The organism is Geothrix sp. 21YS21S-2, assembly GCF_030846775.1.
Lineage (GTDB): Bacteria > Acidobacteriota > Holophagae > Holophagales > Holophagaceae > Mesoterricola.
On sequence record NZ_CP132910.1, the window covers coordinates 805918 to 824491 of the forward strand.

General features: G+C 68.5%; 19 protein-coding genes. 12 read left to right on the forward strand and 7 right to left on the reverse strand.

The features are described from left to right. Window positions 1-2601, reverse strand: a complete 2601-nt coding sequence (gene xdh / locus RAH40_RS03585) for a selenium-dependent xanthine dehydrogenase (protein WP_306600709.1) — start codon at window positions 2599-2601, stop codon at window positions 1-3. Window positions 2602-2672: 71 nt separating this feature from the next. Further along, window positions 2673-4100, reverse strand: coding sequence for a hypothetical protein (locus tag RAH40_RS03590; RefSeq protein ID WP_306600710.1), 1428 nt, complete (start codon window positions 4098-4100; stop codon window positions 2673-2675). 281 nt (window positions 4101-4381) lie between these two features. Between RAH40_RS03590 and RAH40_RS03595 the strand changes: the two genes are divergently transcribed. Continuing rightward, entirely contained in the window at window positions 4382-7846 is a 3465-nt protein-coding gene (locus RAH40_RS03595; protein ID WP_306600711.1) for a PAS domain S-box protein, read from the forward strand. Here the strand turns inward: RAH40_RS03595 and ribA are convergent, their stop codons facing one another. Then, complete coding sequence (gene ribA / locus RAH40_RS03600; protein ID WP_306600712.1) at window positions 7847-8581, reverse strand: GTP cyclohydrolase II; 735 nt, start codon at window positions 8579-8581, stop codon at window positions 7847-7849. Beyond that, window positions 8578-9645: an NAD(P)/FAD-dependent oxidoreductase gene (locus tag RAH40_RS03605; protein ID WP_306602278.1), complete on the reverse strand. Its 1068-nt coding sequence runs from the start codon at window positions 9643-9645 to the stop codon at window positions 8578-8580. The genes ribA and RAH40_RS03605 overlap by 4 nt, the downstream gene beginning before the upstream one ends. A gap of 42 nt (window positions 9646-9687) precedes the next feature. Between RAH40_RS03605 and RAH40_RS03610 the strand changes: the two genes are divergently transcribed. After that, the gene (locus RAH40_RS03610; protein WP_306600713.1) at window positions 9688-10539 is read left to right on the forward strand and encodes an MBL fold metallo-hydrolase; all 852 of its coding nucleotides are present in this window, start codon (window positions 9688-9690) and stop codon (window positions 10537-10539) included. Here RAH40_RS03610 and RAH40_RS03615 read toward each other — a convergent pair. Continuing rightward, window positions 10526-10855 carry a TfoX/Sxy family protein gene (locus tag RAH40_RS03615; protein ID WP_306600714.1) on the reverse strand — a complete coding sequence of 110 codons (330 nt, stop codon included), beginning with the start codon at window positions 10853-10855 and terminating at the stop codon, window positions 10526-10528. The two genes, RAH40_RS03610 and RAH40_RS03615, sit on opposite strands and share 14 nt — an antisense overlap. Window positions 10856-11105: 250 nt before the next feature. Between RAH40_RS03615 and RAH40_RS03620 the strand changes: the two genes are divergently transcribed. Further along, window positions 11106-11261 (forward strand): hypothetical protein, encoded by a 156-nt coding sequence (locus RAH40_RS03620; RefSeq protein ID WP_306600715.1) that lies wholly within the window; start codon window positions 11106-11108, stop codon window positions 11259-11261. Between the two features lie 119 nt (window positions 11262-11380). Here the strand turns inward: RAH40_RS03620 and RAH40_RS03625 are convergent, their stop codons facing one another. Together RAH40_RS03625 and RAH40_RS03630 are read right to left on the reverse strand one after the other, a co-directional pair. Then, window positions 11381-12670: a site-specific integrase gene (locus tag RAH40_RS03625; protein WP_306600716.1), complete on the reverse strand. Its 1290-nt coding sequence runs from the start codon at window positions 12668-12670 to the stop codon at window positions 11381-11383. A gap of 4 nt (window positions 12671-12674) precedes the next feature. Continuing rightward, a complete protein-coding gene (locus RAH40_RS03630) occupies window positions 12675-13172 on the reverse strand; it encodes a helix-turn-helix transcriptional regulator (protein ID WP_306600717.1) in 498 nt (165 codons plus the stop codon). 321 nt (window positions 13173-13493) lie between these two features. On the opposite strand from RAH40_RS03630, the gene RAH40_RS03635 reads away from it, so the two are divergent. The 9 genes from RAH40_RS03635 (at window position 13494) to RAH40_RS03675 (ending at window position 18475) form a co-directional block, all read left to right on the forward strand. Then, window positions 13494-14189, forward strand: a complete 696-nt coding sequence (locus RAH40_RS03635; RefSeq protein WP_306600718.1) for a BRO family protein — start codon at window positions 13494-13496, stop codon at window positions 14187-14189. Continuing rightward, window positions 14190-14696 (forward strand): helix-turn-helix domain-containing protein, encoded by a 507-nt coding sequence (locus RAH40_RS03640; RefSeq protein WP_306600719.1) that lies wholly within the window; start codon window positions 14190-14192, stop codon window positions 14694-14696. It begins immediately after the preceding gene. A 55-nt stretch (window positions 14697-14751) separates the two neighbouring features. Further along, window positions 14752-15018: a hypothetical protein gene (locus RAH40_RS03645; RefSeq protein WP_306600720.1), complete on the forward strand. Its 267-nt coding sequence runs from the start codon at window positions 14752-14754 to the stop codon at window positions 15016-15018. Window positions 15019-15089: 71 nt separating this feature from the next. Next, entirely contained in the window at window positions 15090-15452 is a 363-nt protein-coding gene (locus RAH40_RS03650; protein WP_306600721.1) for a hypothetical protein, read from the forward strand. A 15-nt stretch (window positions 15453-15467) separates the two neighbouring features. Next, window positions 15468-16217, forward strand: coding sequence for a hypothetical protein (locus RAH40_RS03655; protein ID WP_306600722.1), 750 nt, complete (start codon window positions 15468-15470; stop codon window positions 16215-16217). A 92-nt stretch (window positions 16218-16309) separates the two neighbouring features. Then, complete coding sequence (locus RAH40_RS03660; protein WP_373432564.1) at window positions 16310-16471, forward strand: DUF6011 domain-containing protein; 162 nt, start codon at window positions 16310-16312, stop codon at window positions 16469-16471. Then, the gene (locus RAH40_RS03665; protein WP_306600724.1) at window positions 16468-16839 is read left to right on the forward strand and encodes a hypothetical protein; all 372 of its coding nucleotides are present in this window, start codon (window positions 16468-16470) and stop codon (window positions 16837-16839) included. The genes RAH40_RS03660 and RAH40_RS03665 overlap by 4 nt, the downstream gene beginning before the upstream one ends. Next, window positions 16839-17354 (forward strand): YfbR-like 5'-deoxynucleotidase, encoded by a 516-nt coding sequence (locus tag RAH40_RS03670; protein WP_306600725.1) that lies wholly within the window; start codon window positions 16839-16841, stop codon window positions 17352-17354. The genes RAH40_RS03665 and RAH40_RS03670 overlap by 1 nt, the downstream gene beginning before the upstream one ends. Further along, a complete protein-coding gene (locus RAH40_RS03675) occupies window positions 17351-18475 on the forward strand; it encodes a phage antirepressor KilAC domain-containing protein (protein ID WP_306600726.1) in 1125 nt (374 codons plus the stop codon). The genes RAH40_RS03670 and RAH40_RS03675 overlap by 4 nt, the downstream gene beginning before the upstream one ends. The last annotated feature ends 99 nt before the right edge of the window (window positions 18476-18574 follow it).

Genomic DNA, 18574 nt, shown 5'->3' on the forward strand with positions numbered 1-18574 from the left:
TCAGGCCTTGTTCTTCTTGCCCAGGAGCCGCATCTCCCGGAGGGGGAGGGAGGTGCGCCGCACGCCGTCGAACTGCCGCAGGGCGTTGGCCACGGCCGGGGCCGTGGGCACCAGGCCGATCTCGCCCACGCCCTTGGCGCCGTAGGGGCCGTGGGCGTCCGCCACCTCCACGCCGATCACGTCCAGCTCGGGCATGTCCCGGGTGCGGAGGATGCCCAGGTCCGCCATCTTCCAGGACACGGGCCAGCCGTCCCGGTAGGGGAAGTCCTCGGTGACCGCGTAGCCCAGGCCCATGTGCAGGGAGCCCTCGATCTGCCCCTCGAAGAGGGTGGGGTTCATGATCCTGCCCGCGTCGTGGGCGGCGGTGACGCGGGTGATGCGCCCCGTGTCGTCCAGTTCGACCATCTGGGCGGCGTAGCCGTAGGAGTAGTGGGTGACGATCGGCCTGCCCTCCGGGGGCTGCGCGCCCACCTTGGTGGTCCAGTCGCAGACCCACTCGCCCCGGTACTCCCGGCCCGCCAGGTCGGCCAGGGTCCTGCCCGCGGCCAGGTCCGCCTTCAGGCCCCGGGCGGCCTCCCGCACGGAGTTGCCCACCAGGGACGTGCCCCGGCTGGCGGTGGTCATGCCGCACCAGGTCTCGGCGTCCGTCTCCACCCGCACCTCGATGCAGCCCGGGTCGATGCCCGTCTCGGTGACCAGGGTCTGAAGGGCCATGTTGTGGGCCCCCTGCCCCATCTCGCACCAGCCGTGATGGAGGACGACCCTGCCCCCGGCCAGGACCTCGAGCTTGGCCTTGCCGGAATCCGGCATGCCGCAGCCGATGCCCGTGTTCTTGATGCCGGCGGCGATGCCGGCGAATTTCGCGGCCTGGAAGCGGTCCTTGAGGGCCTCCAGGCAGGCCCGCACCCCCACGCCGCTGGTGAGCACCTGCCCGGTGGCGGTGGCCTTGCCCTCGGTCAGCGCGTTGTCCCAGCGGAACTGCCAGCGGTCGAAACCCCCCAGGGCGCACAGCTCGTCCACGCTGGACTCGATGCCGAAAGCCGCCTGGTTGGCGCCGAAGCCCCGCATGGCGCCGCAGGAGGCGTTGTTGGTGATGACCGCCGTGCCCTTCACGTGGACGTTGGGGATGGCGTACGCCCCGGCGGAATGGGCCACGGCCCGTTCGATGACCTTCATGCCCACGCTGGCGTAGGCCCCGGAATCCGAGTGCATGTGGGCCACCAGGGCCACCAGATGGCCGCCGGCGTCGCAGCCCACCTCGTAGTCCATGACGATGGGGTGGCGCTTGGCGTGGGTGCGCAGGGAGGTCTTCCGGTCGAAGCGGACCATGACGGGGCGGCCCGTGGCCAGGCAGAGCATGGCCGCGTGGTGTTGGCCCATGAGGTCCTCCTTGCCGCCGAAGGCGCCGCCGTTCTGGACGAGCACCACGTTCACCAGCCGCTCCGGGAGGTCCAGGAGCTCGGCGATCTGCCGGCGGTCCTCGTAGCCGCCCTGGCCCCCATCGAAGATCTTCACGCCCGCCTCGCCGTCCTTGGTCCAGGGCACGGCCAGGGCCGCCTCGGGCTCCAGGAACGCGTGCTCGATGCGCTGGGTGGTGTAGCGCTGGCGGGTGACGTGGGCGGCCGTCCTCATCGCCCCCTCCGCGTCGCCCAGGCGCACCTCGGTGACCGAGAGGACGTTGCCGTGGTCGGTGAGCTGGGGAGCCCCGGGCTCCAGGGCCTCGAAGATGTCCGTGACCGGCTCCAGCACCTCGTACTCCACCCGCACCAGGGCCGCGGCGGCGTGGGCGGCCTCCTCGGTCACGGCCGCCACGGTGGCCAGCACGTCGCCGATGCAGCGGGTCTCCTCGCCCTCCAGCACCATCACGGGCCAGTCGCGGTAGATCATGCCGTTGACGCGCTTGCCCTTGATGTCCCCGGCCGTGAGGACCGCCAGGACGCCGTCCACCTGGAGCGCCTCCGAGATGTCCACCTTCAGCACCCTGGCGCGGGGGTGGTCCGAGAAGCGCAGGGCGCCGAAGACCATGCCGGGCTCCACCATGTCGCCCACGAAGACCCGCTCGCCGAGCACCGCCTCCCGGGCCGTGTACTTGGGATGGCGGGTGCCCACGGCGCCCGTGCCCTCGGGGAACGCCACGGGCCGGTGCAGGCGCAGGGCCTCGGCCGCGCATTCCACCGAGTCGAGGACCTTCTTGTAGCCGGTGCACCGGCAGAGGTTCCCGTTGAGGCCGTCGCAGATCTCCTGGCGCGTGGGATCCGGGTTCTTCTGGAGGATGGAGGCCGCCTTCATGACGATGCCGGGGGTGCAGAAACCGCACTGCACGCCGCCCTTGAGGACGAAGGCATCGGCAAAGGCGTCGCGCTCCTCGGGGGACAGGCCCTCCACCGTGGTGACCGATCTGCCCGCCACGTCCTTGACCGCCATGCGGCAGCTGAGCCGGGCCCTGCCGTCCACCAGGACCGTGCAGCAGCCGCAGATCCCCTCGCCGGAGCAGCCGTCCTTGGGACTCTTGAGCCCGGCCTCGTCCCTGAGCCAGGCCAGGAGCTCCCGGGAGGGATCCCCATCGAACGTCCGGTCCTGGCCGTTGAGCGTGAACTCCATGGGATCCCCTTCCAGCTATGTCCCTTGGACTCCGGCCGGGTGGGTTTGGTGACAGGCGCGGTGAACGATATCTACCGCGGCGGCGCGCCGTGCTCCAGTTCGTAGCTGCTCACCTCCCGCATGGTCTCGGAGGCGTGCCGGGGATTGCGGCCCTCGAAGTGCGTGTAGGTGTACCCGCCGCCCTCGTAGTAGTCGCCGGTGACGGTGTCGCGGGTGCCCGAGGGGTCGGCGTGGTAGACCTTGCCGCCCTCCAGGTCGGAGACCCAGTAGCTGTTGCCCCGGCGGTAGTCGTCCCACCTTGAGTCCATGTAGTCCTTGCGGGCCTGGCGGTCCTCCCAGGCCTTCTGCAGGTCGGCGCGGGCGTAGTTCAGGCTGCGGATGGAGGCGGCGGTCTCGGCCTCCATCCGCCTGAGCCTGGCGAGGCCGTCCTGGATGTAGCGCCTGGCGAAGGCGTCATTGAGCCCGAAGGAGTCGGCCACCTGTGCCAGCATGGGCAGGTGGCGGCCGAAATCCCCCCGCGGACCCCAGACGCCGGCGATGAGGCAGCGCCACTGGCCCAGCACCACGGGCAGGCCGTTGATCACCTTGAAGGCCCCCATGCACGCCACGCCCCCCTTGGAGGTCCAGGAGGCCACCAGGTCCGAGGCCTGGGCGGGGCGGCCGGTGGAGGCCCGGTACTCGGCCGCCGACGCCGCGTCCGGCGCGTCGGAGAGGATCCTGGGGTCGTGGTGGCCGAAGCCCGTGAGGATGAGGGGCAGGGTCCGCCCGGGGGGTTCGAAGGCCCGGCCGATGACGCCCTGGGCGACGGTGGCCCCGCGCAGGGCGGGGTTCCCGGCGAAGGAGGTGAAGATGAAGCCGGCGCCGCCCCCCGGCGCGCCGGTGATGACGGTGCCCTTGGCGGCCAGGAAGGTCCACGCCTCGGGGACCTTCATGCGCAGGCTGCCGTCCGGGGCCCGGCGCTCCACCAGGTTCCAGGAGGGCGGCGGGGGCGCGCCGCCACCGGGCGCCTTGATGAAGGCCACGCTCATCATCACGTTCATGAGCACGGGGCGCAGGGCGTCAAGCTGGGCCACGGGCGCGGCGTAGCACTGGGTGGCCATCCTGCCGTCCCCCGCCTCGACGAAGATCCGGCCGCGGCAGGGCCGGCCCCCGGCGCGGAACTCCAGGGTGGCCACGGCCCGGGCCCCGTCGCGGGAGACGAACACGTCCGAGAGCCGCGCCCCGGCCTCCCGGTCCCGGGCGGCGCGCAGCAGGTCCACGGCCCGGGTTCCTCCCCGGGCCCAGAGGAGCCGGACCCGGGCCAGGCCGTCAGGGGAGGCCACCTGGAGGGTGTAGGACGCGGCGGAGGCGGCCTCCTCCACCTTCCAGCCCGGGGGCCGGTGCAGGGCGCAGATCCGGCTGGGCGTCGCGCAGGCTTCCAGCTTCGGGGCGGCGGCGGCCGGGCCGGCCAACGCCAGGATGAGCAGAAGGGGCGTCGGGTGCGGGATGAACATGGTCATGCCTCCGCGTCGAACCGGGATCCCCCATTTTACGCCCCGAGAGAATATGGGCGCCTTATCCCATCCCGGAGGCCCATGCGAAAATTCGGGAATATTCTTGACGCCCGGCCAATCGGGACCAATCTTGAAGAGACCAAAGGTTCCGTTTAACGAGCGGAACGCCTTGCCGGGCAGATTCGTGGTCTGCAAGTCGAAGGCGCAATTTCCATCGACCCGTTCCGGGGATGGAAGTTGCGCCATCGGCATCCTCTCCTCCTCAACCCGATCCCCCAAGGCAACGCATGGCACCCATCGAGGGAACGCAGAAGCCCCCCGCCCGCGGCCGGTCCCGGCCGCCCTGGGTGGCGGAAGCCTTCGCCATCCTTTCGGCCTGCGTCGCCCTGACGGCCCTCGCGGGCGGCCTGGCCCGCCACCCGGTGCTCGGCGGCCTGGGCCGGGGCTTCGTGCCCCTGGCGCCCCAGGCCGGCGCGCTCTTCATCCTTCTGGACGCCGCCATCCTGCTGCGGCGCCTGGGGCGGACGCGCTGGCTCCGGGGCCTGGGCTCCTTGTGCGGCATCGTCGTGGTCACCCTGGCCCTGGCGATGCTCGCAGGTTTCGTCATGGGCGGCCCGCTCTCCGCCGTCCTGGAACTCCGCCTCGTCTCCAAGGTGACCGCCGTGACCCTCCTCCTGGGCGGGCTGTCGTACGCCATGCCCGGCGCGGCGCCCCTCGCGCCCCACTGGCAGCGCCAGCTGGCGGCCATGCTGGCCCTGGTCCCGGCAGCCACCTGCGCCGTGGTGATTCTCAGCTACGCGGCGGGCGCGCCCCTCCTCTACCAGTCCGGCAACACGCCCATGGCCCTGCCCTCGGCCCTGGCGGGGCTCCTGACCTCCCTGGCTCTGGTCGGCCTTCCGGGGCGCGACACCTGGCCCATGGCGCTCTTCCGCGCCCCGGGCGCGCCGGACCGGGGCGCCGAGCGGGGCCCCATCGCGGCCTTCGTCCTGCTGGCCCTGGCGGTGCTGGTGGTCGGTTCCTTCTACCTGCGCGGCCAGCTCGGCTCCGCCCGCAAGGCCGCCCAGGACGGGCTTGCCGCCATCGCCGACCTCAAGGCGGGCGAGATCGCCGCCTGGCACCGGGAGCGCCTGGCCGACGGAGGCCGGATCGCGGGATCCCGGCTCCTGCAGGGCCACCTGGCCCGCTTCCTGGCGGGAACGGAACCCGCCGGCGAGCTGGGGGAGTGGATGGAGGGGCTGCGCCGGGGGGGCACCTGCAGCGAGGTGGTACTCTTCGACGCCCTGGGCCGCAGGCGCCTGCCCGCGGGTGGGCCGGTCCCCGGGGCCCGGCTCCAGGCCGCCCTCGCGGCCCGGGCGGTGGTCCTCGACGACCTCGCCCGGGACGACGCCGGCATCCACATGGACCTGTGGGTGCCCGCGGGCCCCGGCATCCTGCTCCTGCGCCTGGATCCGGGCCCCTTCCTCTTCCCCCTGGTGCAGTCCTGGCCCGCCTCCAGCGCCAGCGCCGAGACCCTCCTGGTGCGCCGGGAAGGCGGCGACGCGGTCTTCCTGAACGAGCTGCGCCACCGCGGCGGAACGGCCCTCGCGCTGCGGCTGCCCATCGCGGGGAACCCCGGCCTCCCTGCCGCCCATGCGGTCCAGGGCGCCGAGGGCCTGATGCGCGGCCGGGACTACCGCGGGGTCCCGGTCCTGGCCGCCCTGAGGCGCGTTCCCGGCACGCCCTGGTCCCTGGTCGCCAAGGTGGACGAGGACGAGATCTTCGGCCCCCTGCGGGCGCGGGGCTGGGTCAGCGGAGCCACCCTCCTGGGCCTGGTGACCCTCCTGGCCCTGGGCGTCAGCCTGCTGCTGCGCCAGATGGAGACCACCCGCATCACGGAGCTGCTGGACCGGGAACGGCAGGCGCGGTTCCTGGAGGGCCGGTACCAGACCCTCCTGCGCCTGGCCAACGACGCCATCCTCACCTTCGACGCCCAGGGCCGGATCCTGGACGCCAACGATCGCGCCCTGGAGTACTACGGGCACTCCCTGGCGGAGTTCCGGGAGCTCTCGGTGCCGGACCTGCGCTCCCCCGGGGACGCGCCCAGGGCCCGCGGGCAGTTCGCGGAGCTGGCGTGCACCGGCAGGGCGCGCTTCGAGGCCGTCCATGTGCGCAAGGACGGCTCCACCTTCCCCGTGGAGGTGAGCTCGCGGCTCCTGGAGATCGAGGGGGAGCAGGTGGCCTTCTCCCTGATCCACGACATCACCGACCGCCGCGCCCGGGAACGGGAGGCGCTCGAAAGCGGGGAACAGTACCGCAGGCTCTTCGAGCAGTCCCCGGTGGGCTACATGACCCTGGACGCCCAGGCGCGGATCCTGGACGTGAACCGGACCCTCCTGGCCATGCTGGCCTGCGGCCGGGAGCACCTGGCCGGGCGCCCCTTCTGGGACCTGATGACCCCCGCCTCGGCGGAGGTGGCCCGCGGGCTCCACGGGGCGGCCGGCGGGAGGATCCCGGCCACGCAGTTCACCCTGGTCCGCGAGGACGGCACCACCCTCGTGGTGAACCTCGAGGGCTCCGCCGGTTTCGACGCGGCGGGGCGGTTCCTGCACACGCAGTGCGCGCTGTCCGACCTCACCGACCGCCTGGAGGCCGAGGCCGCCCACAGCGAGCTTCAGGCCCAGCTGCACCAGTCCCAGAAGATGGAGAGCCTGGGCAGCCTGGCCGGGGGCATCGCCCACGACATCAACAACGTGCTGGCCGCCATCCTCAGCCTGGCCTCGGCCCACCGGGAGGACCTGGATCCCGGCGCGGTGCTGGCGCAGTCCCTGGACACCATCACCCGGGCGTGCCTGCGCGGGCGCGACGTGGTGAAGAGCCTCCTCTATTTCGCGCGAAGGGGCGCCACCACGATAGGCCCCGTCGACCTCAACGAGGTGGTGCGGGACCTGATCCAGCTCCTGGCCCGCACCACCCTGAAGCGGATCCGCCTGGAGACCGACCTGCAGGACCCCCTGCCCCACATCCACGCCGATCCCGGGACCCTGAACCACGCGCTCATGAACATCTGCGTGAACGCCAAGGACGCCATGCCCCAGGGCGGCACCATCCGAATCAGCACCCGCACCCTGGCGGACGGCTCCCTCCAGCTGGGGGTGCGGGACACCGGCGAAGGCATGCCCGAGGAGGTGCGCCGGCGCGCCATGGAGCCGTTCTTCACCACCAAGCCCCAGGGCCAGGGCACGGGGCTGGGCCTGGCCATGGTCTTCGGGACGCTGAAGTCCCTGGGCGGGTCCACGGAGATCCTCAGCGAACCCGGGCGGGGCACCGAAGTCCTGCTCACCTTCCCCGCCCCCACGGGCACGGAGGTTCCCGCGGCGCCCGAGGCGGTCCTCCGGGAAGCGGGCCCGGCCAGGGCCCTGACCATCCTCCTGGTGGACGACGACGAGCTCATCCGCGGCTCAGTCGTCCCCATGCTCCACCTCCTGGGCCACCACGCCGACAGCGTGGACAGCGGAATCAAGGCCCTGAACCTCTTCCAGGGGGGCCTGGAGGTGGACCTGGTGATCCTGGACATGAACATGCCCGGCATCAACGGCGCCGAGACGCTCCACGGCATCCTGCTCCTGCGGCCCTCCCAGGCGGTGATCATGGCCAGCGGCTACAACGACCACGACCTCGCCAGGCTCCTGGAGGGAAGGCCCCGGGTGGTGAGCGTCCAGAAGCCCTTCCACCTCCACGAGATCCAGAAGTGCATCGCGGCGCTGGGGCTGTGATCAGTCCGCCCCGGGCATCCCCTCCACGATCACCGGGTCGCTCTGCTCCTGCAGGTGGGTGGTGCCCGTGAAGTCGATGTAGTGGCCCGAGCGCCGCGCCTTGGTCTCCAGGTAGAAGCGGTTGTGGGCGTTGGGGGGCAGCAGGTGCGGCAGGCGCCGGGAGACGTTCACTCCGTAGCGGGTCAGCTGCTCGACCTTCGAGGGGTTGTTGGTCATGAGGTGGATCGAGCCGATGCCAAGGCTGTGCAGCATGTGGGCCGCCACGGCGTAGTCCCTCTCGTCGTCCCGGAAGCCCAGGGCGAGGTTGGCCTCCACGGTGTCGAGGCCCTGGTCCTGGAGGGCGTAGGCCCGGATCTTGTTGGCCAGGCCGATGCCGCGGCCCTCCTGGCGCATGTAGAGCACGACGCCCCGCTCCAGCTGGCCGATGCGCATGAGCGCCGTCTCCAGCTGGTCCCGGCAGTCGCAGCGCAGGGAGCCCACCACGTCGCCCGTGAGGCACTCGGAGTGCATGCGCGTGGCCACGTCCTCCGCGCCCACCACGTCGCCGTGGATGATGGCGATGTGGTCCTTCTGGTCGCGGTTGTTCCAGAAGGCCGCGATGCGGAAGTCGCCGAAGCGGCTGGGAAGCTTGGCCACCGCCACGATGCGCACGCACACCTGGTCGGGGCCGAAGCCCTTGCACTCGTGCTCCCGGTCCCGTTCGACCAGATCGAGAAGCTTGGAATCCATGCTCATGAAGGCTCCTGGGTGAGGCGGCCCGCCAGGCGGGTCCCGGAAAGCCAGGCGGCCTGAAGGCCTCCTCCTGGCGAGAAGACGTCCCCGGCCAGCCCCAGGCGGGCGCCTCCGGGAAAATCGATGCGCAGCGGCTCCGCCAGCTCGCTGGTGGGGCCCAGGCGGGCGTAGCGCCAGCGGTGCGGGTAGCTCCAGAGCGGCGCGGCCGCCCAGGGGCCGAGGTGGAGGGCGGCCTCGTCCAGCAGCTCCCGGCCCCACTGGTCCAGGGGCGCCTCCAGCCTCTGCCGGGACCATTTCGGCCGGGCCTGGGCCACGAAGGTGCGGAACCGGGGGGCCTCCCGCTTGGAGGAGTCCAGGGCCACCAGTTGCAGGACCTCCGAGGCCTCCGGATAGAGCACGTCCCAGGCGGGCGCCGGCGCGTCCAGGGCGTAGCCCGCCATGACCGCCAGGCAGGGGACGCTGCCGAAGAGGCCCAGGAGGGCCTGGAGGCCCGCGGCCTGGGGGAAGGGCTCCAGGGTGCCCAGCAGGCGCCGGGACTGCTCCAGGGCCAGGGCCAGCACCAGGTCGCGGCAGCGCAGGGGCGCTCCCTCGCCGGCCGTCACCTCGAAGCCGCCCTCAACCGCCCGGATGGCCGTTACCCGCGTCTCCAGGTGGATCTCCAGCCCCTTGGCCAGGTGGCGCGGGAAAGCCTTCATGCCCTGGGCGAAGGCGATCCGGCGCACCGTGGGCTCCAGGGCGCCCGGTTGGCAGGGAGGCCCTCCGCCCTCCACCCGCCGCGGCCAGTCCCGGATGGGATCCGCGTCCACCTCGCGCAGGGCCTGCAGGAAGCCAGGATGATGCCCGTGCGCGAACAGGGGACCGAAATCCACCGGCTGTCCGTCGAAGCGCCGGGTGGCGCACCGGCCGCCGACGCCGTGGGCCCGCTCCAGGACGAGCACCTCGCGCCCCGCCCGCTTCAAGGCCCCCGCGCAGCTGAGCCCCGCCACGCCCGCGCCCACCACGATGGTTTCCAGGAAGGGGGACGGCGCCCGGGAAGGGGAGGAATCGGCCATGGCGAAGTCTAACATCAGCACCGCCCACTCATTGCGGGTCCCGGGTAGAATCCCGTCATGCGAACCTCCCTCCTGCTGGTGACCGCCATGACCCTGACCGCCCAAGCGCCCCTGTCCCTGGGGCGGATGACCGTCTGCCCCCTGGTGGACGGCACCCTCTCGCTGGAGGCCTCCCTCCTCAAGGGCATCCCCCTGGCGGAAGCGGTCCGCCTGCTGGATGGCCGCACCGCCGCCACCACGCCCGTGAAGGCCTACCTGGTGCGCCTGGCCGGCAAGGTCATCCTGGTGGACACCGGCATGGGGAAGGACCCGGAGGAGAATTCCGGCCATCTCACCGAAGGCCTCGCGGCGGCCGGCGTCACCCCCGCCCAGGTGGACCTGGTGCTCATCACCCATTTCCATTTCGACCACGTGGGGGGCCTGCTGCGGCCCGACGGCGCCCGGGCCTTCCCCCGGGCGAAACTGTGCGTGGCCCGGGCCGAGCACGACCTCTGGACCGCGAAGGAGGGACTTCCCGAGCGGCTGTGGGACCGCATCCCCAAGGTGCGGGCCATCTTCGCGGCCTACGGGTCCGATGTCGTGCTGACGAAGGACGGCGACACCGTGGCCGAAGGGGTGACCGCCCTGGCCGCGCCCGGCCACACCGCCGGGCACACCGTCTACGCGTTCCGCTCAGAGGGGCGGGAACTGTGGTGCATCGGCGACCTCATCCACTTCGGACCGGTGCAGTTCCCGCGGCCGGAGACGGGCATCGCGTTCGACCTGGAGGGGGAGCGGGCGATCCGCACGCGGCAGGCCTTCTTCCGGAAGGCCGCGGCGGCAAACGTGGTCCTGGCGGGTGCGCACCTGCCCCACCTGGTGCGGATCGTCGAGGAGGGCGCCGGCTTCCGGACCGTCAACGCCGACTAGGCTTCTTGCGCGGTGCCGCCAGGCCGTCGGCGGTGGCCCGGGCCAGGGCCCCGAGGCGCTCCCGGTCGTCCCAGTCCTCCTCCGGGATGAGGAAGCAGGGCTTCGCGCCCGGATAGGGGGGCGCCTCGGTCACGGTGCCGAGCAGCTCGCGCCCGGCGGGCGTGGGTTTGAAGAACAGCCGGTCGTCGCAGATCATGGCGAACATCTTGTCGTCCAGGAAGACGCCGTATTCCCCGAACATCTTCTTGGCCGAGACCGCGCCGGCGTCGCCGAGCTGATCCAGGACGTAGTCGACGGTGCCCTGTCTGGTGGCCATGGGAAACCTCGCGCAAAGGGAGGGGTAGGAGGAGGGAAGGCCCGTCGCCGGGCCACGGGCATCTTCTCATTGGGAGCCCCATTCCTTCAAATTGATCGGTCCAAGGCCGGGCGAAGACTCCCCCTCCAGCCAACTGCCCTGATCCGGCCCTCGCCGGTTGTGGCATCCGTTATGCAAAGGTCCCTTGCGGTCCACCCCCGGGTGAACGCATCCAGGGACCCGCTGCCGACTCCCAACCCGCAGGTGCACCATGCAAGACGCCCGGATCCACCCCGCCTACCGCGACCCCTCCCCCACGTTCTGGTGGGCCCGATCGTCCGATCCCATCCAGCCGCTGCCGGAACCTTTCAATGAGGGACCCTACTCGCCGGACCCCTACTCCCCCGACCCCTACACCCTCACGTGAAGGGGAGGGCATGGGAACCTGGTGGTCGAGAGGATCTAGGTGGTGGCCCCACAGGGATTCGAACCCTGGACCAAGCGGTTATGAGCAGAAGGGTCTTCGATTACTCATTATTTTTCCAATTACTTAGGCGTCACAGTCCCCACGGTGGGGACTGTTTGGGGATTGGTTGCCAAATTTCCCGCGCGGACAGCCCCGCTTGGTCCCGTTTCCTCAAGGTCCATGAGTTTCCCGAGCTTTTCCAGGGCCTCGGCCTGCTCCTTGGGACGCTCGATGATGTAGCGCTTGAAGGTGATCATGGGGTCCTCGTGGCCCATCATCTGGGCGATTTGGCCCAACGGCGTACCGATCTCCCAGAGCCCGGTGGCGAACGTGCGCCGCAGTCCGTGCGGCGTAAGGCGCTCGATCTTGAGCGCTCGAGCTCCAACCTGCACCATCTTTTTCGTCGAGCCCTCACCATGGGCCTTCCCATTCCGAGCGATCAGCAGGAGGCCCCTGGAGGGTTTCTTCTGATCGTTATGCCATTGCGCAAGATAGGTCAGGAGCCAGGATGGAATTGGGATCTCTCGGATGGTCCGGTCCTTCACTTTCTTTCCTGTGGAGGCTGACTCCGCCACGATGAACAATTGACGGCGCCAGTCCACGCGATCCCATTCGGCGTGGAGCGCTTCGTTCTCCCGCAGGCCCAGCCCCAGCATGAGCCGGGCGGCGATCCCCGCATGCGGGAAGAGATCCTTTTCCCGCTCCTTGCGAATGGTGTCCACGGCCGCCAGGAAGGGCCGCACCTGCTCCGGCCACAGGACCCCCTTGGAGGTTTGGCTGACAGGTAGTTTCCGAGCCTTGAAGGGCACCGCCTTCAACCGTCCGGTTTCCGCCCCCCAGCCCACCAGGGCCCGGAGTTGCGTGAGCACCTTGTTCCAGCCCCCCTCGGAGTGCCTGCGCACCACGTGGTCCTTGTCATCCGGCTTCTTGGCCCCGTTCTTCTTGAACCCCTTCCCCTCCTTGGCCAGGTAGCGAGCACGCAGGTCGTCCACAGCATCCGTGGTGAGTTGGTCCGCGGGCAAATTCAAGAATTCGTAGGTGTGCTGGTGGATGACGCCTCTCATCCACCGTCGATGCGAGGCACTCACGCTGGAGGCCTTCCGTTCGTCCCACGCTTCCCAGAGCTTGACGAGCGTTGGCGCCGAGGGTTCAGCCTTGCCGAAGGCCAGGTCCTTCATGCGCCTGTGGAAGTCCGCAATCCAGGCCCGCGCGACCTCCTCCTTGCGCTCTCCGGTCGATCCCTTGAAGTGCTTGCCCCGGATCCGGAAGTCGTAAAGGAAATCACCCTCAGGTGAGTTCTTGTAGAGCCAGTTCCGCAGGATGGGTTTGCCATCATCGGTGAACCAGGGGTCTTTCGGTCGCCGTCCCATTAGGTTATTTCCAAAGCTGCATTAGGGCCTTTGCAACGTCACCTTCTGTCGGAGATCTTCTTTCTTTCATGCATTTAAGCGTGATCCTTAAAGCGACTCTAGCAAACGTGTCTGGTTCGAGATCGATTCCGCGTTCCTTGAGGGACTTGGCCGCAATTATGGCTGATGGGCCAAGATACTCCTCCAGCGTCAGCTCCTGCCCCTCAGGAGTGTCGAACATTAAGTAATCCACACCCTCAACGCTCTTGTCTTCCCTTGGACCTGTCCCGGTTCGGATCCATTCGTTTTCAACATCAAGGGCATTGGCAATCTTTAGTCGAGTGCTCCCGCGCGGGATCGCTTCGTCGGTTTCCCAGCGAGAGACCATGGACCGATCCCCCATGCCCAGTGATGCCGCGAGGTCTGCCTGGGTCCACCCCTTTGCCTCCCGGGCAGATTTAATCCTTGAACCGACGCTGTCCATATCTGCTCCATCCATGGAAACGAGAAAAACGAAGTCCACGAAAAATCCTCATTGACGAGGACAGAATGTGGACTTACCATTCTTTCTGTCCAACCTCCAGGGCCTTACGAAACAAGCGGAGAAACGAATACGAGAGATTCATCAAGAACCCGCCAAGACCGTAACTGAGGACACCCCGAACACTTTCACCCTAAAAATAGCACGTCAAGTCCCCGAGTCAATACCCGGGCTTCGTTTTTGCTGCACAAACACACATTTTCTGTTCGTTCAGTAGGAAAAATAAGCCTGAACCTACAAAAAAGACCCCGGTGCGAACGGGGTCTGCCATCGGCCTGGACAGGGCCAGAAAGGTAATACGGCATGCACAGTCTCAACTCTTTCTCCTTCGGGGTCAAGCCCATCAGGGTGGTCCTCGTGGACAACGAACCCCAGTGGGTGGCAAAGGATGTCGCGGACGCCCTCGGGTATTCCCGGTCCACCATAACGAACCTGACGAAGACTGTGGACCACGTTCCGGCGGAATGGAGGGGTCGGTATCGGATACCTACCCCCTCCGGTGACCAGGACATGGTCACCCTCACCGAGGCCGGCCTCTTCTTCTTCCTCAACCGCTCGGACAAGCCCGCGGCCCTGCCCATGCAGAAGTGGGTGGCCGGCGAAGTCCTCCCCTCCATCCGGAAGACTGGAGCCTACAGCGTCCAGGCCCGGGCCGGGGTGCCCACCGCGATCGAGATCGCATCCGCAGTGGTCGCGCAGCTGGGCGAGCACGCCGACTGGGAGCAGCCCCTGGCGGAGAAGATCGAGCAGGGCCGACGCTGCGCCAAGGCCGTCTACGAGATGGAGAAAAACAAGGTCATCCCGGCCCTGGAGCGCATTGAGAAGCGGCAGACCTCTCCCTTGGGCTCCGCGAGCGCCAAGGAGGCGACAGCCCTCCTCAACGCCATCTCCAAGGTCACTTCCAACCCCCGGGCCTACGAGGCCGCGAAGCGCGCCCTGCCCGGTCTTTTCCCCGAGAACGGGCAGATCCAGCCCCCGCTCCCCGGGCTGGAGGGCTAAATGGCAACCACCGGCCAGCTCATCCGCATCGCGCGCCTCAAGGCCCACATGAGCCAAAACGAGCTTGGCAGGAAGCTTGGTGTTACCGGCTTCCTTGTCTCCCATTGGGAAGCGAACCGGAAGCCCGTGACCGACATGGACGCGCTCGCAGGGGCTCTCGGTGTCTCGGTTGAGGAGCTCGCTGGATTCAACGCGCCCCCATCCGGCGAGACCAGCCGAAGGCCTGCAAGGAAGGACGTGCCCCTCCTCCCCCCGAAGGCCGAAGGGTCGGTGGTCCTCCCATACATGACCATGGCCGGCCTGCTCCGGTGGATCCGAAATACCTACGGGATGAAGGTCTACTACGGGCAGGTCTACGACTGGATCGCCACGAAGAAGTTCCCGTGCTACGAGAACCGCCTCAAGAGGAACCCCCAGGGCGAGATCACCTATCTGTTCGTCGCGAACGAGGTGGCGAAGTGGTTCGCCCAGATGTTGCCGCCCGTGAACCAGGACGTTCCCGCATGAACGAAAAAGGGGCCGCTGCAACGGCCCCCGGATTTCCCTCTCGAAAGGAGAATCGATGAACCAAGCATCCCGTCTCGCCTCCCCCTTGTCAAGGGCCATCCCTGCGGGCGAACCCTGGCATGTCACCCGCCAGCGCATGGTGGTCAAACTCCTCCAGGCCGGCGGAAGGCTGGACATGCAGGAGGCGCCCGACGCCAAGGTCCTGGAATACCTGGCCCACGAGGTCCAGGAGGTTCTGCGCGTCCTGTTCGTGATCCGGATGCAGGGCGTCATGGCCGCCAAGACCCAGCTCTTCCAGCAGTCGCGGGAGGGCCGGGCCTAGGGCCTGCCTCCCTCTCCCCCATCACGGCAGGGCCCGTGCGCCCGCCACCACCCAACCCTCACGGAGGCCGAATGGCACCCCCCACTGAAATCACCCTGGCCAACCTGGCAGGTGGCGCCCTCATGGAGTGCGCAACGCTGGAGTTCCGCAAGATCTGCGCGAACATCCAGGACCCCAACACCTCCGCCGAGGCCAAGCGCAAGCTGACCATCAACGTCCTCATCGAGCCGGACGAGAAGCGCGGCATGGCGCGGATCACCTACGAGGTGAAGTCCAGCGTCCCCGGCCCGGACGCCGGGAAGACCTCCGCCTACATCGCCTTCGACCCGGCTTCCAAGGCCCTGGGCCTCTTCGAGGTGGAGTCGCACCCCCCTCTCTTCGAGCCCGACGAGCCCCTCCCGAACGTCTCCGAACTCCCCGCCAAGCGCGCCTAACCCAAGGAACCCAGCATGTTCAACGACGTCACCTCCGAGACCATCCAGAAGATCCTGGACATCTCCACCCCGAAGACCTACGACCTTACGGACGTGCACGGCACCCAGGCCGTCTTCTCTTTCGAGCCGCTCCACCAGGTCCTGGCCGCCCCCCCGCCCGAACCGAAGCTGGTGAGCGTGAACACCCTCGCCGGGTTCGCGGACCTCATCCGAGCCAACCTGGAGAACGAGGATTTCCCCTTCGAATACCTCATCCACGTGGAGTCGGAAACCACGGTTGCTCTCAAGGCCAAGGAAACGGACGAGTACGGCCGGCGCCTGGTCCTCATCCGTGCGCAGCCTGTCACGTTCGACAAGTTCAAGTTCGGGCAGTGGCTCGACCAGGAGACCTTCGCGATCGCGGTGGCATCCCTCTTCGCCGAAACCCCGGACAAAGACTACGTGATCAACCTGGCCTCCAGCCTCACCAACGAAGCCACAAGCACGAGCGATGACAACGGGTTCACCCAGAAGGCCACAGTTAAGGCCGGTCTCAGCCACAAGGCCCAGGTGACCATCAAGCCGCGGGTAGCCCTGGCGCCCTTCCGGACCTTCCCCGAGGTGGCCCAGCCGGTCTCCGAGTTCGTGTTCCGCGCCCGGATCACCGACAGCGGCCCCGCCCTCATGCTCATCGAGGCGGACGGCGGCCGCTGGAAGGTGGACGCCATGAAGACCATCCGCGAGGCCATGGAGGGCTTCGCCCTGGAGATCCCCGTCATCGCGTAAGCCGGGGCCTGCGCCGGGGCCCAGGCCCCGGCGATTTCAGGCTGGCCGAGACCACGATGGATGACCCCTCCCCAGATTTCCCGCGCTGCCGGATGTGCCAGCGGCGCTTGAAGACCCCCGAGGCCCGGGCCCGCGGATTCGGCTCCACGTGCTGGCCCCGGCGGGTCGCCTACCTGAAATCGCTGGACCCCAAGGATCCCCGGGCGCTCCAGATCGGCATCACCACTCCCCTTTTCCCCGAGGAACTCGAATGAATTCCGTCCACCAGCTACGCGAGGCCCGGGTCCTGGATGCCGTCCAGCGCCTGGGAACCCCTAACACCATGGAGGTGTGCATCGCCACCGGCCTCCCGACCCGAGAGACCCGGGCCCACCTCCACCAGTTGGAGATCGAGGGCAAGATCCAGGCCCGAGGCCGGCGGTGGACCGTTCCATCCCTGGCCGTGACGCGCCTCGAAGAGGCCGGCGCCCAGGATCCCTACGATGAGGAAGACCCGGAGAAGGGGTGCCCGGGGCCCAGGGATGGCTGCGGGTGGCTCTCCCTCCTTCTGGTGGCGAGCGCCGCCGCGGTCATCGCCGCCATGCGGGCATGCGTGGTGCGCGTGTTCCACGGGGGGTTCTGATGCGGATCCTCAGCGCCCAGACCGCCATGGACCTCCAGCAGGTGAAGCGGTGGCACACCCGCCGGGTGGACCACGAGCAGACCGTGGCGGCCCACACCGCCTCCATGATCGCCCTGGCCCTCATCCTGGCCGAGCCTTACAACCTCTCCGCCCAGGACCGGTGCGACCTCATGCAACTCGCGCTGGTCCACGACGCCCACGAGACGGTGTTCGGCGACATTCCCTACCCCAGCCGGATGAAGATCTTCGAATCCAAGCACATGGATATCGACCAGGAAACCCGGATGGAATTCTGGGGCGGCGTGGACCCCTACGTCGAGGTGACCCCCCAGGTGCGTGACCTGGTGGAGATGGCCGATTCCCTCGAGGCCGCCCTCTGGTCCCAGCGCTACGCCCCCAATCTCACCGCGGCCGTGGTCTCCCAGGCCGTGGCAAAGGCCCAGCAGCTCCTCGACAACCAGGGCGTGGCCCGCGTCCTGGAAATCCTCGGCATCCGCCCGGAGGTAGAACGATGACCAACCCCATCCACCAGGAGGAATTCAACCTCCGCCCCATCCGCGGCATTTACCGGAGCGATCAGCCCTGGATCGTGGCGCCCGATGCGGCAACCATCCTGAACTTCGACCGCCCCATGGAGGCGATCGAAGCCCTGTGCCCGGAGAGCCTGCTGTGCACCGTCCCCCAGTTGGGCGGCCCCGGCATCCCCCTCACGATCATCAACTTGAAGGACCTGGCCCGCCTGGCGTCCCACTCTTACCTCCCCAACAAGGCCGGGTTCCTCTCTTGGATCCAGGGATTCGCCCACAGGGTTTCCCTCCATGGATCGCAGCCCCGGGCCTGGGTCCTGGAGGAGACTCCCTCTGCGCCCGGAGCCGCCACACCGGATCCCGGCGCCCTGGTGACCCTGGCCTCCGGCGGGGAGCCCCGGACCTCCTCCCTGGCAATCGCCCAGGGGACCGAGAACGATCACGCCAGCGTCATCAAACTCGTCAGGACCTATCGGGCAGACCTCGAAGAATTTGGCTTGGTCGGATTTGAAATCCAACCAAGACCATCGGGGCAGCACGGCGGAGGTGATGTTGAATTTGCCCTCCTGAACGAACAGCAGGCGACGCTCCTCATGACCTACATGCGGAACTCGGAGATCGTCCGGAAATTCAAGATGCGGCTCGTCAAGGCCTTCTATGAACTCCGGAATCACGCGCAGGCCATGCGCATGCCCCAGACCCTCCCAGAAGCCCTAAGGGCGTATGCCGAGACCCTGGAGAAGAAGGAAGCCCTGGAGGTCAAGGCCCGGGACCAGGCGGCCACGATCCAAACCATGGGGCCCAAGGCCGCATTCCATGACGCAGTTTCCATCTCGGCGAGTTCCGCGATCTCCATTTCCGAGGTGGCCCAGTTGCTGGGCTATGGGTCCATCAGATTTTTCGCGCTCCTGAAGGATAAGGGGATCCTGCTCAGCCATGGAAGCCGCGAGAACCTGCCCTACCAGGAGTTCATCGACCGCGGGTATTTCGAGGTCAGGGAGGGGATCCGGGAAAACAGTCCGTCCGGAGAGCCAAAGACCTACCGCCATGCCCGGGTGACCGGCAAGGGCCAGGCGTGGCTCCAGGCCAAGTTCGGAAAGGCCAAGTGATGATCCCGATGACCCCGAAAGAACGAGAGTCCGTCCTCTATTCCCTGACCCTCCGCTGCGTTGGCCTTTGGGAAGGCATGCCCCCCGAAGCGATGAGCC